The 17,160-nt window shown below is 40.6% G+C and carries 29 protein-coding genes and 1 pseudogene; all 30 read right to left on the reverse strand.

Going from position 1 to position 17,160, the window contains the following annotated elements; translation table 11 throughout:
- Window positions 1-2,562: phage tail protein (locus tag SMIDD28_RS04390; RefSeq protein ID WP_231075135.1), on the reverse strand; the 2,562-nt coding region annotated here is incomplete at its 3' end.
- Window positions 2,549-2,899 carry a hypothetical protein gene (locus tag SMIDD28_RS04395; protein ID WP_061424990.1) on the reverse strand — a complete coding sequence of 117 codons (351 nt, stop codon included), beginning with the start codon at window positions 2,897-2,899 and terminating at the stop codon, window positions 2,549-2,551. The genes SMIDD28_RS04390 and SMIDD28_RS04395, both read right to left, overlap by 14 nt.
- A gap of 38 nt (window positions 2,900-2,937) precedes the next feature.
- Window positions 2,938-3,318 carry a DUF6096 family protein gene (locus tag SMIDD28_RS04400; protein ID WP_061424992.1) on the reverse strand — a complete coding sequence of 127 codons (381 nt, stop codon included), beginning with the start codon at window positions 3,316-3,318 and terminating at the stop codon, window positions 2,938-2,940.
- 4 nt (window positions 3,319-3,322) lie between these two features.
- On the reverse strand, window positions 3,323-3,736 hold the full coding sequence (locus SMIDD28_RS04405) for a phage tail tube protein (protein WP_061424994.1): 414 nt from the start codon (window positions 3,734-3,736) through the stop codon (window positions 3,323-3,325).
- Between the two features lie 5 nt (window positions 3,737-3,741).
- Window positions 3,742-4,110: a hypothetical protein gene (locus SMIDD28_RS04410; RefSeq protein ID WP_061424996.1), complete on the reverse strand. Its 369-nt coding sequence runs from the start codon at window positions 4,108-4,110 to the stop codon at window positions 3,742-3,744.
- Window positions 4,110-4,619, reverse strand: coding sequence for an HK97-gp10 family putative phage morphogenesis protein (locus tag SMIDD28_RS11030; protein WP_081103211.1), 510 nt, complete (start codon window positions 4,617-4,619; stop codon window positions 4,110-4,112). Before SMIDD28_RS11030 ends, SMIDD28_RS04410 begins: the two co-directional genes overlap by 1 nt.
- Window positions 4,594-4,932, reverse strand: coding sequence for a hypothetical protein (locus SMIDD28_RS04420; protein WP_050125325.1), 339 nt, complete (start codon window positions 4,930-4,932; stop codon window positions 4,594-4,596). Before SMIDD28_RS04420 ends, SMIDD28_RS11030 begins: the two co-directional genes overlap by 26 nt.
- On the reverse strand, window positions 4,913-5,224 hold the full coding sequence (locus SMIDD28_RS04425) for a phage head-tail connector protein (RefSeq protein ID WP_000021220.1): 312 nt from the start codon (window positions 5,222-5,224) through the stop codon (window positions 4,913-4,915). Before SMIDD28_RS04425 ends, SMIDD28_RS04420 begins: the two co-directional genes overlap by 20 nt.
- 1 nt (window position 5,225) lies before the next feature.
- Entirely contained in the window at window positions 5,226-5,414 is a 189-nt protein-coding gene (locus tag SMIDD28_RS04430) for a hypothetical protein (protein WP_061424997.1), read from the reverse strand.
- Entirely contained in the window at window positions 5,404-5,586 is a 183-nt protein-coding gene (locus SMIDD28_RS04435; protein ID WP_061424999.1) for a Rho termination factor N-terminal domain-containing protein, read from the reverse strand. Before SMIDD28_RS04435 ends, SMIDD28_RS04430 begins: the two co-directional genes overlap by 11 nt.
- 11 nt (window positions 5,587-5,597) lie before the next feature.
- The gene (locus SMIDD28_RS04440; RefSeq protein ID WP_061425000.1) at window positions 5,598-6,440 is read right to left on the reverse strand and encodes a N4-gp56 family major capsid protein; all 843 of its coding nucleotides are present in this window, start codon (window positions 6,438-6,440) and stop codon (window positions 5,598-5,600) included.
- 4 nt (window positions 6,441-6,444) lie between these two features.
- Entirely contained in the window at window positions 6,445-7,014 is a 570-nt protein-coding gene (locus SMIDD28_RS04445; protein WP_061425001.1) for a DUF4355 domain-containing protein, read from the reverse strand.
- Between the two features lie 278 nt (window positions 7,015-7,292).
- On the reverse strand, window positions 7,293-7,478 hold the full coding sequence (locus tag SMIDD28_RS04450) for a hypothetical protein (protein ID WP_050253775.1): 186 nt from the start codon (window positions 7,476-7,478) through the stop codon (window positions 7,293-7,295).
- On the reverse strand, window positions 7,469-9,181 hold the full coding sequence (locus tag SMIDD28_RS12130; RefSeq protein WP_231075137.1) for a minor capsid protein: 1,713 nt from the start codon (window positions 9,179-9,181) through the stop codon (window positions 7,469-7,471). The genes SMIDD28_RS04450 and SMIDD28_RS12130 overlap by 10 nt, the downstream gene beginning before the upstream one ends.
- Complete coding sequence (locus SMIDD28_RS04460) at window positions 9,090-10,559, reverse strand: phage portal protein (protein WP_081103212.1); 1,470 nt, start codon at window positions 10,557-10,559, stop codon at window positions 9,090-9,092. The genes SMIDD28_RS12130 and SMIDD28_RS04460 overlap by 92 nt, the downstream gene beginning before the upstream one ends.
- An 11-nt stretch (window positions 10,560-10,570) precedes the next feature.
- Window positions 10,571-11,869 carry a PBSX family phage terminase large subunit gene (locus SMIDD28_RS04465; protein ID WP_061425003.1) on the reverse strand — a complete coding sequence of 433 codons (1,299 nt, stop codon included), beginning with the start codon at window positions 11,867-11,869 and terminating at the stop codon, window positions 10,571-10,573.
- Complete coding sequence (locus SMIDD28_RS04470) at window positions 11,847-12,356, reverse strand: terminase small subunit (RefSeq protein WP_061425005.1); 510 nt, start codon at window positions 12,354-12,356, stop codon at window positions 11,847-11,849. Before SMIDD28_RS04470 ends, SMIDD28_RS04465 begins: the two co-directional genes overlap by 23 nt.
- A 490-nt stretch (window positions 12,357-12,846) precedes the next feature.
- Entirely contained in the window at window positions 12,847-13,275 is a 429-nt protein-coding gene (locus SMIDD28_RS04475; RefSeq protein WP_023940104.1) for an ArpU family phage packaging/lysis transcriptional regulator, read from the reverse strand.
- A gap of 71 nt (window positions 13,276-13,346) precedes the next feature.
- Window positions 13,347-13,577, reverse strand: coding sequence for a helix-turn-helix domain-containing protein (locus SMIDD28_RS04480; protein ID WP_061425007.1), 231 nt, complete (start codon window positions 13,575-13,577; stop codon window positions 13,347-13,349).
- Complete coding sequence (locus SMIDD28_RS11855) at window positions 13,570-13,746, reverse strand: hypothetical protein (protein WP_196756356.1); 177 nt, start codon at window positions 13,744-13,746, stop codon at window positions 13,570-13,572. The genes SMIDD28_RS04480 and SMIDD28_RS11855 overlap by 8 nt, the downstream gene beginning before the upstream one ends.
- Window positions 13,739-14,005: a DUF3310 domain-containing protein gene (locus tag SMIDD28_RS04485; protein ID WP_061425009.1), complete on the reverse strand. Its 267-nt coding sequence runs from the start codon at window positions 14,003-14,005 to the stop codon at window positions 13,739-13,741. Before SMIDD28_RS04485 ends, SMIDD28_RS11855 begins: the two co-directional genes overlap by 8 nt.
- Window positions 13,986-14,495, reverse strand: coding sequence for a MazG-like family protein (locus tag SMIDD28_RS04490; RefSeq protein WP_061425011.1), 510 nt, complete (start codon window positions 14,493-14,495; stop codon window positions 13,986-13,988). The genes SMIDD28_RS04485 and SMIDD28_RS04490 overlap by 20 nt, the downstream gene beginning before the upstream one ends.
- Window positions 14,496-14,503: 8 nt before the next feature.
- On the reverse strand, window positions 14,504-14,905 hold the full coding sequence (locus SMIDD28_RS04495) for a hypothetical protein (RefSeq protein WP_015973642.1): 402 nt from the start codon (window positions 14,903-14,905) through the stop codon (window positions 14,504-14,506).
- Window positions 14,902-15,162 (reverse strand): DUF1372 family protein, encoded by a 261-nt coding sequence (locus SMIDD28_RS04500; RefSeq protein ID WP_061425013.1) that lies wholly within the window; start codon window positions 15,160-15,162, stop codon window positions 14,902-14,904. Before SMIDD28_RS04500 ends, SMIDD28_RS04495 begins: the two co-directional genes overlap by 4 nt.
- Window positions 15,159-15,338 carry a hypothetical protein gene (locus tag SMIDD28_RS04505; protein WP_155719312.1) on the reverse strand — a complete coding sequence of 60 codons (180 nt, stop codon included), beginning with the start codon at window positions 15,336-15,338 and terminating at the stop codon, window positions 15,159-15,161. Before SMIDD28_RS04505 ends, SMIDD28_RS04500 begins: the two co-directional genes overlap by 4 nt.
- 11 nt (window positions 15,339-15,349) lie before the next feature.
- Window positions 15,350-15,607 carry a hypothetical protein gene (locus SMIDD28_RS04510; protein ID WP_061425016.1) on the reverse strand — a complete coding sequence of 86 codons (258 nt, stop codon included), beginning with the start codon at window positions 15,605-15,607 and terminating at the stop codon, window positions 15,350-15,352.
- Window positions 15,607-15,861: pseudogene (locus SMIDD28_RS12545) on the reverse strand (DUF1642 domain-containing protein); the annotation flags it as partial. The gene SMIDD28_RS04510 and the pseudogene SMIDD28_RS12545, both read right to left, overlap by 1 nt.
- Before the next feature lie 43 nt (window positions 15,862-15,904).
- Window positions 15,905-16,123, reverse strand: coding sequence for a DUF1642 domain-containing protein (locus tag SMIDD28_RS12550; protein ID WP_416069021.1), 219 nt, complete (start codon window positions 16,121-16,123; stop codon window positions 15,905-15,907).
- A 1-nt stretch (window position 16,124) separates the two neighbouring features.
- The gene (locus SMIDD28_RS04520; RefSeq protein WP_196756357.1) at window positions 16,125-16,442 is read right to left on the reverse strand and encodes a hypothetical protein; all 318 of its coding nucleotides are present in this window, start codon (window positions 16,440-16,442) and stop codon (window positions 16,125-16,127) included.
- Between the two features lie 404 nt (window positions 16,443-16,846).
- A complete protein-coding gene (locus tag SMIDD28_RS04535) occupies window positions 16,847-17,155 on the reverse strand; it encodes a VRR-NUC domain-containing protein (protein ID WP_061425022.1) in 309 nt (102 codons plus the stop codon).
- Window positions 17,156-17,160: the final 5 nt, after the last annotated feature.

The following is a 17,160-nucleotide window of genomic DNA, read 5'->3' on the forward strand; positions in this document are numbered from 1 at the left end:
TAGATTACTGAAGATATTAACGATAGCATCCCATGCGCCTTGGAACTTTTCTCCAAACCAAGACCCGACACCAGAAAAGATAGCTACAATTGCGTCCCAAATGCTTTTGAATATTGCGACAACAACGTCCCAAAGAAGTTTCAATACACCAGATACAAGATCAATGATGCCACTAAAGACACTGACTACAATATCTTTTAACCCACCGAATATGTTTGAAAAACCTTCTTTGATTTTCTCTCCATCTCCAGTTGAAAGTCCTGTGAGTACATCAAATACGCCTTTGATAATATCGGCAATACCCCCGATTACATCAGAAATAGTATTGAAAAGAACGCGCCAAACTTCTCCTATATATTCAATTACAGGCGCTAGTACAACCGTTAACTTTTCTACAATAAAAGAAATGACTGGGCCGAAATTTTCATTTACAGCTTTCGAAAAGTCCGCAAAACTTCCAATCATGCCACCTATTTTTTCTAAAGCTGGTTCAATATGGTTTTTGATTGTATCAGCAAAACCGTTACCAATCTTTTCTAGAACAGGTTGGATATTTTCGTTCCATCCTTTAACAAAAGAACCTACAACATCCGACATCAAAGAAGAACTTGATTCAAACAAAGGTTTGATATGCTCGTCATATACTTGATTAACACTTTCAAAAAGTTTCTTCATTGAGCTTGCTAAAGCTTGGGCAATTGGCTCTACAGCTTTAAAAAGACCAGTAAACATTTCTGTTATGCCAGCTTGATTTTCGGTAATAGTCTCTTCAATAGCTCCGATTATATCTCTTGTGTATTTTGCTGTTATCTCTCTTACGCCCATAAAAGCGTATGTAAAGGCACTGATTAACCCTGCGCCCATATTTGTAGCAGGTTCGCTTGTTATTGAATCGTAGAAAATTTGTCCGATACTTTGAGCAATATTTCCTACACTTTCAACGATTTCCCCCTCGATATCAAACATACGGATTAACCAAGATTTGATATCTAATTTCGTTTCATTAAGTGATTTATTCAGACTTTCAGCGATAAAGACGGCAATACCCATGATTACGTTAGCGAGAGCGCCTGTTGTTTGTCCCAAAGCAAAAGCTAGTTTTTCTCCAAACCTTGCTGCTGCTTGTAAAACCGTACCATCTTCAAAGATATCTTTAATAGATTGCCAGATGCCTTGTAGTGCATTCTTTAATCTTTCAATACTATCCCATCTAAATGATAGAGAGAAACCTTTTTTAAATAAGTCCCAAAGTTTTTTTAGGTAGTCAAACAACCCTTTCAGCTTATCTCCAAGACCATCAAAAATGCTCTTAAACTGGTTGTCCATATCGGTCAACTCAACTTCTGGCAAGATGTCTTTGAAAGGTCCGCCACCGCCTCCCTTTCCTTTACCACCTTTGCCACCACCGCCACCGCCTCCAGAACCGTCTGCATCGTCGTCTTTTGGTTTTTGCAAGATGTTAATCTCATCAAATCCCATCAGACCAAGCAATTCTTTAGCAGCCTTCTTAGCGTTTTTGGCTGAGTCTCCAAGATTATCGGCAAGTCCTCCTGCTGAATCTCCAGCATCGTCTACTGCGTCAGCGAGGTCTCCTGCTCCGCCTGCAGCATCCTTCATGGCGTTACCCATGTCTCCAACCGCTCCACCAATACCATCTTTTACAGTAGCCTTTTTGTTAAACATTAAAGCGATAAACTCAGCGAGTTTTGCAGTAACGTTCTTCAAAACCATAGCAAAAGAGTTTAAGACAGGCATAATGGCGTTAATAATCGGTAACATAGAGTTACCAAGGTTCAATGCACTATCTTTCATCAGTGACTTAAACAGGCTGATACGACCATTTACAGAATTGGACAAGGTATCCCCGTACTTGGCTGTAGCCTGTTCCAAAATTGCCATAAGGCGGATTTGTTGCTGGGTTTGATAGTCCAACTGTTGCCAGCTCTGTCCGTTTGCGAACTTCTTAAAGGCTTCAGTAGATTCAATCATAGCAACTCCAACGTTGATTCCTAGGTCCTCAATTGCTTCCGTGTTCCCTAGCAAACCTGAGCGAATCCGCTCCATAACGTCTGTAATGCTACGCCCTGAACCTTCAGCAACAACTGCCGATGTCTGCAACATCTTAGCAGTATAGGCGCTTAATTTGTTGGTATCTTTGATAAATCCAGAAAATAGGTTTGAGTAGACTGCACCATAGTTGGTCGCCTCACCCACACCCATATTCATAGCGTTAGCGTTATCGTTAACCCATTTTAAGAAAGATTGCGAACTCTCGCCCATCTGGCGCTTGATTTGGTTCATAGACGCTGACACTTCAAGAGCCGTCTGCGCTGAATACATCCCAACATCAAGCAATTTCTTACCAAGGATTGCAAAACCAGCGAACTTAGCTAGATTGCCAAACGCACTACCGATAGAGTTCGACTGTTCACGAACTTTGGCAGCGGCATTCTTCACTTGGTCAGATGTTCCTTTGACCTGATTCTCGACTTCTTTCATCTTCTTCCTGAAAGGCGCTATCTCAGCGTCAATCATGACTTTCAATTCATCAAGAGTTGCCATTCATTTCCTCCTTCCTTTTGCGATTATGTCTTTCTGCAAATTCACGCATTCGTTCCTTATGCAACAAAAGCGCTTGTCTTTGTCGTTCCTGTTCTACCGCTTGTTGTTCTTCTACAAACAAGTCAGGCGCATATTCCCAGAACTCAAAGACTTTAGCATCCTTGGACAACAACAAAGAAACGTGGTTGGATATCATCTGCGAAAGTCTATAAGAGTCAATAATCTTCTCTTTACGCTCTTGGATTTTGACACGGTTATAGCTTTCAATCATTTCCCTGATTTCAAGCACCGTCAAATCCCAAAAATCAAGAGGCTTACCTCCTATGTCCAAAAACATAGGATAAAGCCTCTCAATAATCTGCGTTACCGTTAAGATTACTCGACTACTGTCATTTTCTTCTTGGAAGTTTTCTTGCCCTTGCTTCCTCGTGGAGTAAAACCCGATACTTCAAAGAGTGGCATTAAAACTTCTGTCATGAAGGTTGTTTGGTCTCCACCGTTATCCACGTATTCATCGTATAGATCGTATACATCCTCAAGAGAATAGCCATTCTCATACTTCTGCAAAGCTCCATGAATTAAAAGCAATACAATTTTCAAAGGAGGCAAAGGAAACTCTTCGCCAGCTTCAGGCATGAAAATCTTCAGCAAGTTCATACCGATTTTTTCTTCAACTTTTGCTGCTTGATGAGATGAAAGTCGTAGTTTCAACTCTTTCTCATCGCTAATCTTCCAAATTGAGTAAGGTAACGCCATTTAATTAACCTCCAATACCATCAGTGAATGTCAATTCAGACTGCAAGGCAATCTTCAAAGTGAATTCGATAACGGCATTAACACCGCCACCGCCAAGTTTGACAGATACTTGACCTTCAAAATTAACCTTAGTACCGTCTGGGTAAACTTGTTCAAAATAAAGTTTTTTCTTGGCGTCCGCTGCATTACGCAATACACGGTAAGGAGCAGTTGCGCTATCGTTTTTGTAAGAGAATTTGTATTCCAATTCCCCTGCATCACCGATACCGAACTCATACATTTTTACTCTATCTTCAAGAGTAGTATTCTCTACTTTTTCAGGTTCAATACCAAACTCTGGCACTTCTTTCAATCCAACAAGTTTAGTATAAGTTCCTTTTGATTCGCCATAAGATAGCGTAATTCCATTTGCTAACATATATTTTAATTCTCCATTCTAAATTGAAAAACAAGCTCTGAGTGTAAGTCAACGACACCTTCAAAACGCATGACCTTATGCCTCAAATGAGACGGGTCTGGTACGTCTTGGCAGTCGGTTCTTCTCAAACCTAAAGACTCAAAAATCTGATTGATTTTAACAGCTAACTCACTAGTGCTGGTATCATCAAAGATATCCACCTTGTAGCGGATAGAAGATTTCTGTTCCTGGTCATCGAACCATTCACCCGGCTTGTTCTGTTCTTCCAAAAAAATAACGACTGGGAAAGTCTCCCAATCGCTAGGGTATGTATCAGTCACATTATCTGCGACCTTTTGCAATTCTTTAAAAATAACAGGCTTGATATTGATCATTATATTTGTTCTCTTATCTTTCTACGGACATAATTCGAAATATTCTTAGACACACGCTCTTGATTGTCTCTCAAAGCTGGATAAAGATAAGGCTGAGCAGGTTGACCATACATCTTGTAGAACTCCCCAATTTTTTGAAAGTGGTAAGGTCCTACATTGATTTGGTCTTCATGCACATACCAAGGACTCGAGCGATAAGACACGCTGACTTCTGGAGAGATACCAGAATGGCTAGCTTGCCCTTTAGGTCCTGTACCAAACTCAACATAAGGAGCATAGTGTAGATTTGTGTAAATCTCGCCTATAGCCTTATCTCCGTCCATTTTAACCCTAGTCTTGATACTATTTCTAAGTTCTCCATTGTTCCCTGGCGCTAATCTCTTAGCATCGGCTTGAACAATGGTTTTAGCTGCATGATGAACCGCCTTTGAGACAATGTCCCGTTGTGCAACATCCGACAGCTTTCTGAACTTAGCTATGAGTCTATCTGCCCCTAGTAGCTCTGACACGTTCTAACTCCAAAACTTGATGATATGTGTAGACCTTTTTAGAAATAACCCTGTGAGTCACTTCCGTCTGGCTATCAATACACACACCATCTTTCACTTTGATAGTCGCTGACTTGTTGGCGTTTGCGTTCAAAATGTCGTTGACACGCTCGCCATACAATTCAGATTGTAGCTTGCTACTAGCTGGCCACAATTCAAGACGGACTGTCTCGGCTTCCTTGGCATATCCTTCTTTTGCGACGCCTTCCTCTGTGACAGTCTTTTCAAACCGTCGCATCGGATAGGGTTTCAGTCTACTCTGCTTCAAAAACATGGCCTGCCACCCTTGCTAGTCTGTGCATGCGGATACGCTGTAGAAGACCCGTAGACAGGCCGTTTTCTCCGTAGACTACCGCTATACCGCCCTCGGTTCTAGAGTGCTCTCCTTCCGCTCCTGAGCGATTGTGGAGCTCGATAGCAACCTCAGGTATTAAGAGACTTAAAGCAGGTGTCAAGGATGTGCGATTAGTCTCTGACAAGATAAGATTTGTAGCCCTCGTTTGGAGCAACATGAGAAGCTGAGTATCTTCTTCGCCTGTTAATTTTTTCAGCAACTCTATAGACATATCAATCCTCTTCTACGAACTCAGGTTCAGGGAGGATTTCCTCAAGAACATCTGAGATAGCGACACCGTTGCTGGCAAAATTGTCAGCCAGCTCAGCATAGCGCTCCTCAGTAATCTCAAGTTCCTCCCCTGCCAGTCGTTTTACATTTGATTTCCAATCATAGAAATCTTGTTTGATTTTAAATTTCACTTTTTAAATCCTCCAACACCTCTACAATTTCGGCTTTTGATAACTTATAGGCACCAGTTATGCTAGCTTCTTTAGCTAGATTCTTCAACTCTTCTAGAGTCTTATTTTCTAAATCAGAATACTGGCTGGCCTGCTCCTCTTGGATATAATGACGTCGTAGCAATAAGCTCATATCGTCACCTCTTACTCACCGAATTTTACAACTCGTGTAGGGTCGTATAGGTAAACACCGTAGTGTTCATCACCAGTGATAACCGTTGTCTTTTTAAGGATGTCACGGTCTGTTTCGATAGCCACATCACGTTTTAGCATGATAACAAACGCGCCGTATTTATTGGCGTCGTCTGTTTGGGTTTGGCTAGGAGAGACTTTGACGATAAAGCCTTTACCTTTTTCGACTTTCTTGGTACGGACGATTTGAACACCTCGTGTTTCTCCAAATGTACCAGAAACAACTGTATTCGCTCCTACTTCTGTGCCTGAAATCCATTCTTTCACAGTGTTAGCACGCAAATCAATGGCATCTGCTGGATTGATAAGAGCTACATATTTTGCGTCTTCTTCATCGTCAAAAATAGCAAGTGCTTTATCAAGAGCTGCTCCTGTTGTAGGAGCTTCTGCAACGTGCTGTGTTGCAGTCTTAGCTACTGCGACCAAATCATCATCAATCTTGTTAGCAATAGCCAAACCAAGCTGGTAAGTCGCTTGACCTAGTGGATCTCCAAGACCTGACAAAAGAGCTTCGTCGGTAATTTCATAACCTTTAGCAGCCTTTTTGATGGTCATAGTGGTCTTTTTAGTAGTCAATTGGTCTGGAGAAATAGCTTGACCTTCTTCAACCTCTGTCGCATCTCCTGCATACTCCCATGCTGGAACTGTTAGAGTGTTCCCTGGTTGGCCTTGGAGTGCTGTTTCCACATAAGCAAGTGGAGTGAATTTAATCAATTTAGGTAGTTTAGCGGAAACCATGTCCGCCATTACTTCTGGGTTAACCATAGTGGCTAATTTAGTTTGTCCTGCTGTCATTTATTTAACCTTTCAATTTCTTATAGAGTTCTGGGTTCTTTTGATAGAGTTCATTTCGACTCTGATAACCCATACGAGCAAATTCTTCTTTTGTGATACCGTCACTATCGACTGGTGCTTGCTTCATCGGAGCTCCGCCTTTTAGCTTTTCTTGTACGCCTTTTTGCACGGCTTGCTCCCATGATTTCTGCAATACTGCGATAGACTCAGAGACAGTCTCTGCGCTTGTCAAATCAACTACATTCACTAACTCAACAGGTAAGTCACGTTCACTTAGCATTGCTTTAGCTTCTGCAGTCAATTCCTTGCGAGCAATAGCCTTTTCACGGTCAGCTAGTTCTTGCTCACGCTGATCCAACTGATATTTCTGTTTCTCGTCAGCGTTCATCTTGGCAAGTTTCTTAGCTTCGTTTTCCTTGGCTTCTTGCTCTGATTTCCACTTAGCAAACTTCTTATCTATGATAGCATCGACATCTGCGTCAGTGTACTTCTTCTCGTCTTGCGGTTGTGGTGCAGGTTCTGCAGGTACCTTTTGTTCTTCAACCGTTTCGACTGTTTGTGTTTCTTCGTTCATTGCGAACCTCCTATTTTTAAAGTCGTCCCCGACTGTAATTTCCATAGCTTTTAGTGTCTTCAATGCTTGGACAATATAAAAACCGCCTCGAATTCGATACGGTTAGATTATTTTTTTATTTCTTCAATTACTTTCTTTACAAACGCTATGATAAATAGCATTAAAAACAAAAATACCAACCACCCGAAAGCGATTGATACCCAATCCCATATAAACATGTTTTTACTCCTTTTAAAAAATAAGAAAAGCACTTAGATTTCTCTAGGTGCTTTGGTACGTTATACTGCATAATCAAAACCAATTTTTAATTTAATAGTGTCAAATAAATCTAAAACAGACTTAGGAGTATTCTTCTTAAAAGATACACGAGGCATATCTTTGTCTGGATAAACTTGGTCAACCCATTCATCAATTTGATTATAAAAAATTAACAACTCTTTACTTGGGACAGCCATTACTTCCATTTCAATACCTCCTTCACTTTTTTCAACAACACTTTATCAGTTACGTTGTCACCTATTACCCCGATTTCTGCTACTAGTTCATTGATATTATTATGATACAAAAACGCATTATAAGCATTCAAACTAATATCTTTCAAATAGCTTCGGTCAAGAGATTGCTGTTGTTTGACATATGTAATTAGCCCTGAATTCAATTCCATCATTGCTTGTTCAATACTATTATAGCGCTTTTTATTTGCTTTGTAAAACGCTTTTGCAGAATCCCAGTGCTTTTTGTGAGTCAACTCATGAACTATTGCGTCTTTAATGTCTTTTGCAGCAAAGAACCCATCCGATAAAATGTCATTGAATTCTTTTTCTGAATGAAAAGTGTCGCTAACAAATAAAATATCTTGTTTATAGTCGTATCCTGCTAAACCAGGTAATTCTGATTTTTTTAAAAACACAACAGTTGGCTTTGAATAATCAGGCAATTGGCGGAAAGCTTCTTGAACGTTCGCCACTGTATCTCTAATTTTCTTACCATTGTTCTGAGTCCAAAAATCAAACTCGGTTCCGCTAAGTTTTTTGGCATTCACTCGAATATCATTTCCAACAACAAAAGACTGTTGTTTTGCCATTAAATCAATTGAACTCATACCCTGATTATACACCTTTTCCCCGTCTTTCGCAACATACTTGCTATACCACTCTTTATAAGTCATATCAGCAGGTACTAGCTCGGTCTTCCCTGTCTCTGGATTCCTTGCTCTACGCTTCAACTTGCTGTAATCTGCATCCTCGTCGTATGCGACAGTAGTAGACCTACACCACGGATGCATAGGCGGACAATTGACACCAGGGACAGCCTTATCCCTATCATAGACCTGATTATCATGCTCCTGACAAATGCGTGATGTACGCTTGTCTAAGACGGCCACAAAGATATACTTTTCTATATCTGCTTCTTCATAGCTGAGTAGTTCCATCTGGTTATGAAAAAAGGCTGATTCTGTCCGAACCAAACGCCTTGCATCATTCTGACCTACATTGAACCGCTCAGCGATTGCTTGTGCAGTTTCTCGTGTCCCCCGTCCTGTCATGAGGCTCATGAGAAGTTCATCTTTTATGCTGGAAGTAAGCTTCCCTGTATTCTTCCAGATGTCTGTAGAGTACGTGCTTCCGTCACCTACCCAACTAAAAGACTGTAGATGTTTTATCTCGCTATCGGGAAGCCCAGAAAATCCGTAGGCGAGCCCTGTCTGCTGTTGCAGGTCAAAGGTAGCCTTGTAATAACTATCCTTCATCAAGTCGCTATAAAAGGCGTCTGAGCCCGTCTTCTCCGAATGGTAGATAGATTCACGCATACGGTCTAAATCGTCGCTCAAATGCTCTAGTCGTTTCATACGGAAAGAATAAGCTGGACTGTCTAAGTCAGCCAGTAACCTTTGGATATTCGGGTCATTTGGTCTTGCTTCAAGCACCTTACGAAGTTCATTCAGGTCTTTCTTGTCTTTCATGTTCTTCAAGACTTGTCTAGCATCTACCTGACTTAGACCATAATCACGTTGGAACTTATCAAAAATCTTATTGATTTCCTTATCCAAGTATGTCTTAGCTTCTTGATAAACTCTATCGAACTGGTCTGCCTGCTTTTCGGCCTTGTCCATCTGCTGGTAAATCAGATTGGCTTTCCTCTTCGCCCAGTACTCCTGATTCTTCATCATTTACCTCGTCTTCAGGTTTCGTATTCTCTTGATTGAACACTGGCATGCGTTCCATGTTCTTCTCTTTCTCCTCTTCCAAGGCTTCCAGTTCAGCGTCAGGATCTTCCACAAACGGCAAGAGTGAAATAAGTTGTCTATTTGTCACTTTACCTTCAAGATTGTTGATAATCTGAGACAACTCTAACAAGTTCTTAGGCAATCCACGGCTAAACTGCGGAACGATTGAATGAGATTCTAGAGCAATCTGTTTCATGCCAAGATAATGAGCAAAGATAGCAATCCGCTGGCGCAATCCTCGCTTGTAGTTCGCCTCTTTGGTCTTGGTAATCATCTCAAGGCCCATCAACTTGAATTCCATAGCTACGCCTGACGTATTGCCTGCGAAGTTCTCATCTGTCAGATTAGGCACATGGCTAAATGTGTAGATATCCTCTTTAAGAGCTGTGCGCAAGATTTCCGTAGCATTCTCATCTAGCGTGTTCTTCAAGAACTCGGCTCTTGCACTATCTCCTGGCAATTCCAAAAGACCTTCTTCAGAAAGAATCTTCATCGCTACCTTTGCGTCTTCTGGCGTGTCTGCTAACTGCGTTCCATAGAGTACAAGGATAGACTCAACTGCCTGCTCCTTATCATTAACACGGTTACCCATCAAAGAATTATAAGCGTCAATCAAGCTAATCTGTTGCTCGTAGTCGCCAATTGCAAAGTGATTATTGCGATACTCGATAATTGGGATTTGTCCAAGATTGTGAGGCTCTGCTTGCTCGTTCTGAGTCGTTCCTGAATCTGTATTTCTCAGCACCATGTGATAATGCAGATTCTCAGTAAAGACCTCTGCTTGATACTTAGTAGTATCTTTCGTATCATCCTTGACTTGATAGTAATAAACCGCAAACAAGGGCTTCCGCTCAATGCTATCATCGTAAACCATGAAGGTATTCTCTGGATCAATACTAGTTGAGTCCAATTCAGTCAATCCCTCTTTGGCATAGATGTACTCATAAGCACGACCATAGATAGCCATATTTAGTGCGTTCTGCGCATCCACTTGGTCAATCTCCGCCCCGTCAAAAGCTGTAAGCAGTTCATCGATATCACCTTCAGCAGTGTTATTGTACTTGATAGGATTGCCCATAAAATAGCCTGTAGCCGTGTCTGCGATATCCTTGGCATGATTGGCTACCGTCTTGTAATTCGGTGCGTTCACGTTGCGTCTCGTGTGTTCTAAGATAGCATGCTCACCCATGTAGTAGCTCTTTAAATTATTCAATCGTGAGCCTTCAGTACTATGCTTGGTTATCAATTTGTAAATCAGGTCTTTCTTCAAAGAACCCTCATCATATCCATCCCGTGGATAGGTTAAATATTGGTACATATCTTTCCTCTCTATAGACCAAAATCTGACCGTCTGCGGACGATTGCTTTACCACCCTCAATACATTGAAGGCTATAACGTAGTGCGTCCATTAAGTGATTATTCTTATCTTCTGGCTTGTTCAACCAATTACCTTCTTTGTCACGTTGGTAGCAGTAACTATAAAATTCATCCATGATATGTTCACAACTCGGATGTACATAAATAGCGTATCCTTGTAATTTGGACACGCCTGCCATGATACTATCCTTACCTTTCCGACTCTCTTTAATTCGGGTTATCCCATGTTCTGACCTTAATTCCTCAATCAATCGTAATTCAGCGCTATCAGCGATAATCCGTGAGCGATGATAACCTTTATCTTTTATCATCTTAGCAACTTCTTTAGTTATCAATCCGACTTTATACGCTTCATCAAAGACATAAATCTCTTTCGTCGTGTCATTTATCAACGAACAACACAAAGCGGTTGGATCATGAGTAAAACCAAAGTCAAGACCGATACATAACTTATAAGCTGAATCTTGTAGCAGTTCATCTTTATTGAACTCCTTGACAGTCACGTTTTCATAGATTAAACCTTCAGCAACTCCCCACTCTCCATCACAGACGATTCTCGCACGTCTGGGGTTCGTATGATACAAATCCTCATAGCGTTTGATATCGACTTCATCAAGCCACTCATTGCATTTATAAGTGGTTGTAGTAGCGAATGTGTCAGCTCGTCTCGTCTCTTCATCAAAGAATACACGTTTGAGCCAATGCCTTTCATTCCACGGGTTAAATGTGACTGTGATTTGTTTAAAGAAATCAAGTACGTCTAAACTACCACGGATTGACTCAACTACTGTACTGAACTTGTCTTCAGTTTCAATTTGATACGCTTCCTCAAACCATGCCCAGCAAAGACTACCAACATCGACCGTGATAGATGTGATTTTAAGTTCATCATCCAGACCACGAAACAGAATCTTTTGACCCGTCTCTTTTACAGTAATTTCAGGCAAAGACTCATTAAATTTAAACTTATGAGCGACTTTTAGTTGGTTAGCTGCCCACTTAAAATCCGTATAAGTTGATTGCTTATTCGTATTCGAATATCTACGAATGACAAGCAAGTTTGCCCATGGATATTTCAATATACGGGTAACATAGTTCAAAGCAGTCGTCTTTGATTTCTTCGAACCACGGGAACCCTTTACAACCCGATAAAGATGTCTTGAGCGCCAGAACTGTCCGTACCCTGCTCCTACTGTCTTAGGTAGGTTAACAACAATATCATTCTGTTTAATCTGGTATGTCTGACTCATTTGCAAACACCACCGTTCCAGAAACGTCTGCCTCTACTTTGTCTGTCCACATCTTATGTCGTTTACCTAACAATTCAAGAGCTTTATTCCTATCGCTGTTCTTTGTTGGGTATTCGACAAGTTGAGGGATTTCATTGTAGACTTTTACAGACTTACCAGTCACGGGATCAGTCATCAACTCAGCTACTTTCGTCGTGACTACTGTTGTTTCTTTCGCTTGTCCCGACGCGATTTCTGACAGCATCACAAGAATTTGTTTTTGAGTTAAGATTTTTTCATCTTGCAACTCCTCCATTCGATTTTTGATGTAATCAGAAATTCCGACATTATCCAACAATTCAGAAGATCTTGCTTTAGCATATTTCTCACTATATCCTGCTTTTAAAGCTGATTGATAAGCATTACCTGAGATGATGTACTCATCTGCGAATCGTCTTTGTCTTTCATTCAATTTTCCATCACCTCCTTTCACAATAAAAAAAGCCACACGATGTGTGACCTTTCTGCAAGGCGACTACAACCTTGCGTGTTAATTAGAAATAAATTTTCTTATTTATTTTTTGTAGTCTTTACAACCTCTAGCGGAATCAAACCGCCTAGCTTATAACTTATCCGGAATATAATTAGCTACGCAACCATGCGAGGTCCAGTCGCTTCTGCAACCATTTGTAAGTTAATTAGTAATATGTGAATGCTAAGCCTACTGCCTACCCCATTCTGGGACACAATTACTCAAATGACAGTAGCTGGAATTGAACCAGCTGGTCTAGCAGTAAAACGCACGTTTGGTAAAAGTTTCAAGGAGACCCAAACAACCTGCTAACCTGTCCTTACTGTCTAAGAGGCCAAAGCCTCTGCATTTTTAGGAGTCCTCATGACTGTTCGTTGCCAATCATTGGATAATACTATTTTAGCACCTTTTTCCGTTCCAATTCTCCCAAGATTTTCCCAGATTTTTCCCAAGATTTTCCCAGAAATCACTTGTAAACTAGAAGGTTGCTTGCTTGATAGGACTCCGCAAACTCTAATAGAGCTTTGTTTAATATCCGATAATACTCACTGGATGAGTAGCCTAGCTCTGAATAAATGCTGTAGTCTTCCCTCCTTTTCTTCCTACAATATCGTTCGATTAGGATACGTGTGTATTCCATATCAGAAAGATTGTTGATCGCTTTAGCGATTAGTTCTAGATCCTGCTGAGCTGATACTCTACGCAAGACCATGCTTTCTACCTGCTTGCTTGTCTGACCACTTGATGATTTTGGTTCAAGTGAGTAGGATATTGTTATTTTCGGAGCGTATTCTTCTCCAGCTATCCGTCTCAGACGACTGTATTTTTTTAGGACTTTGATAGCTTCCTTTCTGGTTTTCTTTTCGTCGATGATATCCAATAACTCTATTTGCACACGAACTCCTCCTCATGATATAATAGTTATGCGAAACTATACCATGAGGAGTCAGCTGTGCTGGCTTTTTTTCATGCCCTACTCCCGAGAATAATATCAGCAGGAAAAGCAAAGTAAGTACAGATATCTTCTACATTATAAATATTCGGTACACTTTCCTCCTTCTCCCATTGAGCAATCAGGTAGCGACTATAGCCTAGTTTAGCTGCTAACTTTTCTTGTGACAACTTCCTTTCCTTACGTTTTTGTTTTAGCAAGAAAGCAAACCTACTTGCTTGTCTTGGATTTAATCTATCATTCATCATCCACCTCAATCTTTACGACTGCCCTACCATTCGGATTTCGTCTTTGGGTGGATGCAAAAGTGTAATACTTCAACATCCTTTCAGCAATTCCTGTTTCTTTGCTGATTTCAGCAAGAGTGCCCATGGTAATGAAGGTGTCGCCCTCATACAAAGCATATTCACTCATGCTCCATCTCCTCAATCAACCAGTCAAGGTTCTTACGTGCTTTCTTCAAGTCTTCAAGACCGTTTTTCTTTTGAAACCGTAACATATACTTGATTGCGTTGCCCCAATAAAATCCTTCTACTCCTTCTAATCCAAAAGCAAAATTCTTAACAACTTCGATGGCTTCAAGTCCAAATTTCCCCTTATAATGGCTAGGGTTGTTGACTTCATCAACCTCATCAAATTCTTCCAAAATTTGTTCATAAGATTTTTCTTTCATTTTTCAAATCCTCCTCTTTGACAAACGAGCCATCAATCCAACGACCCTTGCGGTCTTTGATTTCTTGGTAAGCCAGTTCAAAGCATTCTTCGAAGCTATAACCAAGTGCTTTGCTGATTATCCTTAAATAGCGGACTGCATACATCAGATTATACCTGCACAATTTCTTGTCTGCTAAATCGTGCGATAACTGAAACTCGCTAATGTGAACATTCAAAGATTTAAAACACTCCATAACTTCTTCTTCTCTGAAGATTTCAGAATCCTTGAAAATCTCCTGCACATCTACCTTAATCAGCAAGGCCAGACCAACAATCACGACTGCACAATCTCCAATGCTGTCCTTAGTTAGTTGCTCATTCTTCTTGAGATAGCCTGCACATAACTCACCGAACTCTTCGCTAAGTTTTAATGACTGCTTGTCTAGTCGTCCACCGTTCTCTAAATCACGATCAATAAACCATTGTTTGACTTTTTCTAGTGTGTTCATGATAACTCCTACAATTCTTCTAAATCAAAATACTCTGTCAGTTCGTTCTTCAATTCTTCGATAGTACTGCATCGTCCGATTAAATCAGATACATCTAGCATCGTGTCCTCTTTATTCAAAGTGTTCTCTGCCACTGCATCAGCTACCCATTTTGGATGAGTGCCAGCGTAAGAGAATTGATTTTGAGGTAATAGCTCAAGCAATGCTTCATATCGTTCCTCAAGAGCAATCAGAGCACCAAATACATCGATGTAATCAATATCTGCTTTCTTACGTTCAAAGACTTCTGGCTGATTCTGTTTCACGATTTCCGCATAAATAGCAGACCATTCTTTTTCTGAAAAACGTGATTTTTCAACCAATGCACCGTATTCGATTTCCTTGCCATCGACTGTCACTTTATAATTCATATTCTTACCTCATCTCCTAATCTAACCTTGTCATACACGTCCTTCGTAACCACGAACACACCGTAGTCACGAATGGTAAGCGTATATAGCTTGCCGTGTCGTCCTTTTTCGACGACCTTACCAAATATCTCAGCGCCTGCGTTATCCGCCTTGTAGATAACCATCGGCTTCTTCTCTTCCAAATCTCGAATCCTGTCCATCTGCCAGATGTTCAATCCAGCAGACAGCAGAATCCAGATTGCTATGAATCGTTTCAATCTATGACCTCCTCGACAAGAATGTAAGTTCTTTCTTTGTTTATTTGTTCGTAACGCGCAACTTGGTAACCTATAATGTTTATTTTTGCCTTACCACTTGTTGCTATTTGGGCTTTTTCAATATATTCATTGAGTCTCTCCACCGCCAGCTTTTCTTCGTCGTCAACGAACTCCATGAACACTCTCATCACTCTGCCTCATTTCTCAATTCAAAATCAATTCCATACATAAGCAAATGGCTTTGAAAATCCACAAATTCTTCAACCATTTCAGCTTCTTGAAAGTCGTAATTCTCGACTGAAAGCAAGAAATCATCAATATCATTTCTTTGGACACTTCCGTATTCTGTCTTTGTATGTTCCATAGCTATTTCATAGCCATCTACATCAATTGTGTAGCGTATTCTGCCACTCGAAAAATCATATTTGTAATTCTTGATAATCATCACTCCACCTCCTCAATCTCAATACCTTCACAATCGAATACCCAGCCGAAGCCAGCTTTTTCTAGTTCTTTGCGGGTGTGGGAATGTATAGCATTGTCTAAACTAAAGCTTTTTGTAAAGAAATACCTTTCAAAAAATTCTCCATAAACCAACGTATTTTCTTTAATATTCCCTTTAATCTTAACCCGATACCGCTTCTCTTCCTCCTCGACCTCGTAGCCGAATTGGTGCATGTTAACGAGGGTTTGAAATGGTTTTGTGCTAGCGAGTAGAAACCACCTTTCAAATTCATTAAGTTTAGCATGGAATATTATGGGCACATCGATATAAATTCCCTTCGAAATCATCCTTATTCTCTTCATACCAATCTGCCACAAACTGCGGAACTTTGACTTTTTCTGGTTCGTCTAGTTGTTTCAAGTCTTTTAGAACGGTTTTTAGAATAGTTTTTCCGCTAACAATACCTACAACATATTCAACCGTTTCGTACTTCTTAATCAATGCCTTAATATTCATCTTAGTTTCCTCCATAAATCAAATAAACTGCAATAACTACCTGAGACATTCCTGGCGAATAGCCAACCCAATCATCAAACTCCTTAGATTTTGGCAACCAATCCTTAGTGGCTCCTAAATCATAGTCTTTAGGTTTTTCATCAGCGAAGATACATTCCATCGCTCCCATAAACGTCATGCCATCTTCTGTCATTTCCCAGAAATAGTCCGCCCGGTCTTTCACTGCTTGTGGTAAATCTTGCTTGGGAGGCTTGGGCTTCCCGTCTTCTACCGTCCAGTTGTATACTTCATTAACTTTTTGCTTTAAATCTTCCATCATCTTCCAACTCCTCCACTTTCCGTCTTAATTCTTTATTCTTTTTCCTCAACGAATCGCGCTCCAGCGCTCTAATCCGTCTCTTGCGTGCATCGCACGGCTTCGAATACTCGATTATCTTCTCTTCATTTTGCTCAATCGTGCGTTTCAGTCCTTCAATCACTATCTTCTTGTCATACTTCAACTAAACACCTCATCAAATTTCATGACATCCTCATTCCACTTGAATGGTTCGTGTGCCAGTCTAGCGAAACCATTCTTATTAACTCCATTCGGCCTATCCGTGGCATATTTCAAAAACAATGGTTGTTTACACACATAGCATCGAACCGATTTCCAATCTGATCCAACATATCTCACGACACAATCTCCGCAAAACGGACACTGTACGTCTGTTCTTAGTTTATTCATTTGACTAACTCCAACGCTTCCTGGGCGCTTCTAGCGACACCAGCTATCGCACCTCGTTTTCTAACTGTCTCAATAAAATTTTCCTGTTCAGGTCTCACACGACCATTTTCTTTTTTTACCTCGACATAAAATATCTGTCCGTCTGGTCTAAAACCATACAGATCTGCATGACCTTTCGGCAATCCAGTATCAAACCATCTGCCATCTGCGGTCTTAACTTTTCCAACATTCGTTCGAAATACGGTATATCCAGCTTGAGTCAATGCGACTCTAATTTCATTTTGTACTTCTTGCTCTGACTTCATTTCCC

This window comes from Streptococcus mitis (assembly GCF_001579045.1).
In the GTDB taxonomy this organism is placed as follows: domain Bacteria; phylum Bacillota; class Bacilli; order Lactobacillales; family Streptococcaceae; genus Streptococcus; species Streptococcus mitis_D.

Coding starts and splice junctions, on each gene's coding strand:
- SMIDD28_RS04425 (WP_000021220.1), bottom strand. CDS start 5,224: ATGTCTATAGAGTTGCTGAAAAAATTAACAGGCGAAGAAGATACTCAG.
- SMIDD28_RS12550 (WP_416069021.1), bottom strand. CDS start 16,123: ATGAATATTAAGGCATTGATTAAGAAGTACGAAACGGTTGAATATGTT.
- SMIDD28_RS04460 (WP_081103212.1), bottom strand. CDS start 10,559: ATGTACCAATATTTAACCTATCCACGGGATGGATATGATGAGGGTTCT.
- SMIDD28_RS04480 (WP_061425007.1), bottom strand. CDS start 13,577: ATGAATGATAGATTAAATCCAAGACAAGCAAGTAGGTTTGCTTTCTTG.
- SMIDD28_RS04535 (WP_061425022.1), bottom strand. CDS start 17,155: ATGAAGTCAGAGCAAGAAGTACAAAATGAAATTAGAGTCGCATTGACT.
- SMIDD28_RS04445 (WP_061425001.1), bottom strand. CDS start 7,014: ATGAACGAAGAAACACAAACAGTCGAAACGGTTGAAGAACAAAAGGTA.
- SMIDD28_RS04410 (WP_061424996.1), bottom strand. CDS start 4,110: ATGATCAATATCAAGCCTGTTATTTTTAAAGAATTGCAAAAGGTCGCA.
- SMIDD28_RS04420 (WP_050125325.1), bottom strand. CDS start 4,932: ATGTTTTTGAAGCAGAGTAGACTGAAACCCTATCCGATGCGACGGTTT.
- SMIDD28_RS11855 (WP_196756356.1), bottom strand. CDS start 13,746: ATGAGTGAATATGCTTTGTATGAGGGCGACACCTTCATTACCATGGGC.
- SMIDD28_RS04395 (WP_061424990.1), bottom strand. CDS start 2,899: ATGTTTTTGGACATAGGAGGTAAGCCTCTTGATTTTTGGGATTTGACG.
- SMIDD28_RS04510 (WP_061425016.1), bottom strand. CDS start 15,607: ATGATTATCAAGAATTACAAATATGATTTTTCGAGTGGCAGAATACGC.
- SMIDD28_RS12130 (WP_231075137.1), bottom strand. CDS start 9,181: ATGAAGAATCAGGAGTACTGGGCGAAGAGGAAAGCCAATCTGATTTAC.
- SMIDD28_RS04465 (WP_061425003.1), bottom strand. CDS start 11,869: ATGAGTCAGACATACCAGATTAAACAGAATGATATTGTTGTTAACCTA.
- SMIDD28_RS04405 (WP_061424994.1), bottom strand. CDS start 3,736: ATGTTAGCAAATGGAATTACGCTATCTTATGGCGAATCAAAAGGAACT.
- SMIDD28_RS04450 (WP_050253775.1), bottom strand. CDS start 7,478: ATGGAAGTAATGGCTGTCCCAAGTAAAGAGTTGTTAATTTTTTATAAT.
- SMIDD28_RS04495 (WP_015973642.1), bottom strand. CDS start 14,905: ATGAATTATAAAGTGACAGTCGATGGCAAGGAAATCGAATACGGTGCA.
- SMIDD28_RS04485 (WP_061425009.1), bottom strand. CDS start 14,005: ATGAAAGAAAAATCTTATGAACAAATTTTGGAAGAATTTGATGAGGTT.
- SMIDD28_RS04440 (WP_061425000.1), bottom strand. CDS start 6,440: ATGACAGCAGGACAAACTAAATTAGCCACTATGGTTAACCCAGAAGTA.
- SMIDD28_RS04435 (WP_061424999.1), bottom strand. CDS start 5,586: ATGAGCTTATTGCTACGACGTCATTATATCCAAGAGGAGCAGGCCAGC.
- SMIDD28_RS04520 (WP_196756357.1), bottom strand. CDS start 16,442: ATGATGGAAGATTTAAAGCAAAAAGTTAATGAAGTATACAACTGGACG.
- SMIDD28_RS04400 (WP_061424992.1), bottom strand. CDS start 3,318: ATGGCGTTACCTTACTCAATTTGGAAGATTAGCGATGAGAAAGAGTTG.
- SMIDD28_RS04505 (WP_155719312.1), bottom strand. CDS start 15,338: ATGGAGTTCGTTGACGACGAAGAAAAGCTGGCGGTGGAGAGACTCAAT.
- SMIDD28_RS04490 (WP_061425011.1), bottom strand. CDS start 14,495: ATGAACACACTAGAAAAAGTCAAACAATGGTTTATTGATCGTGATTTA.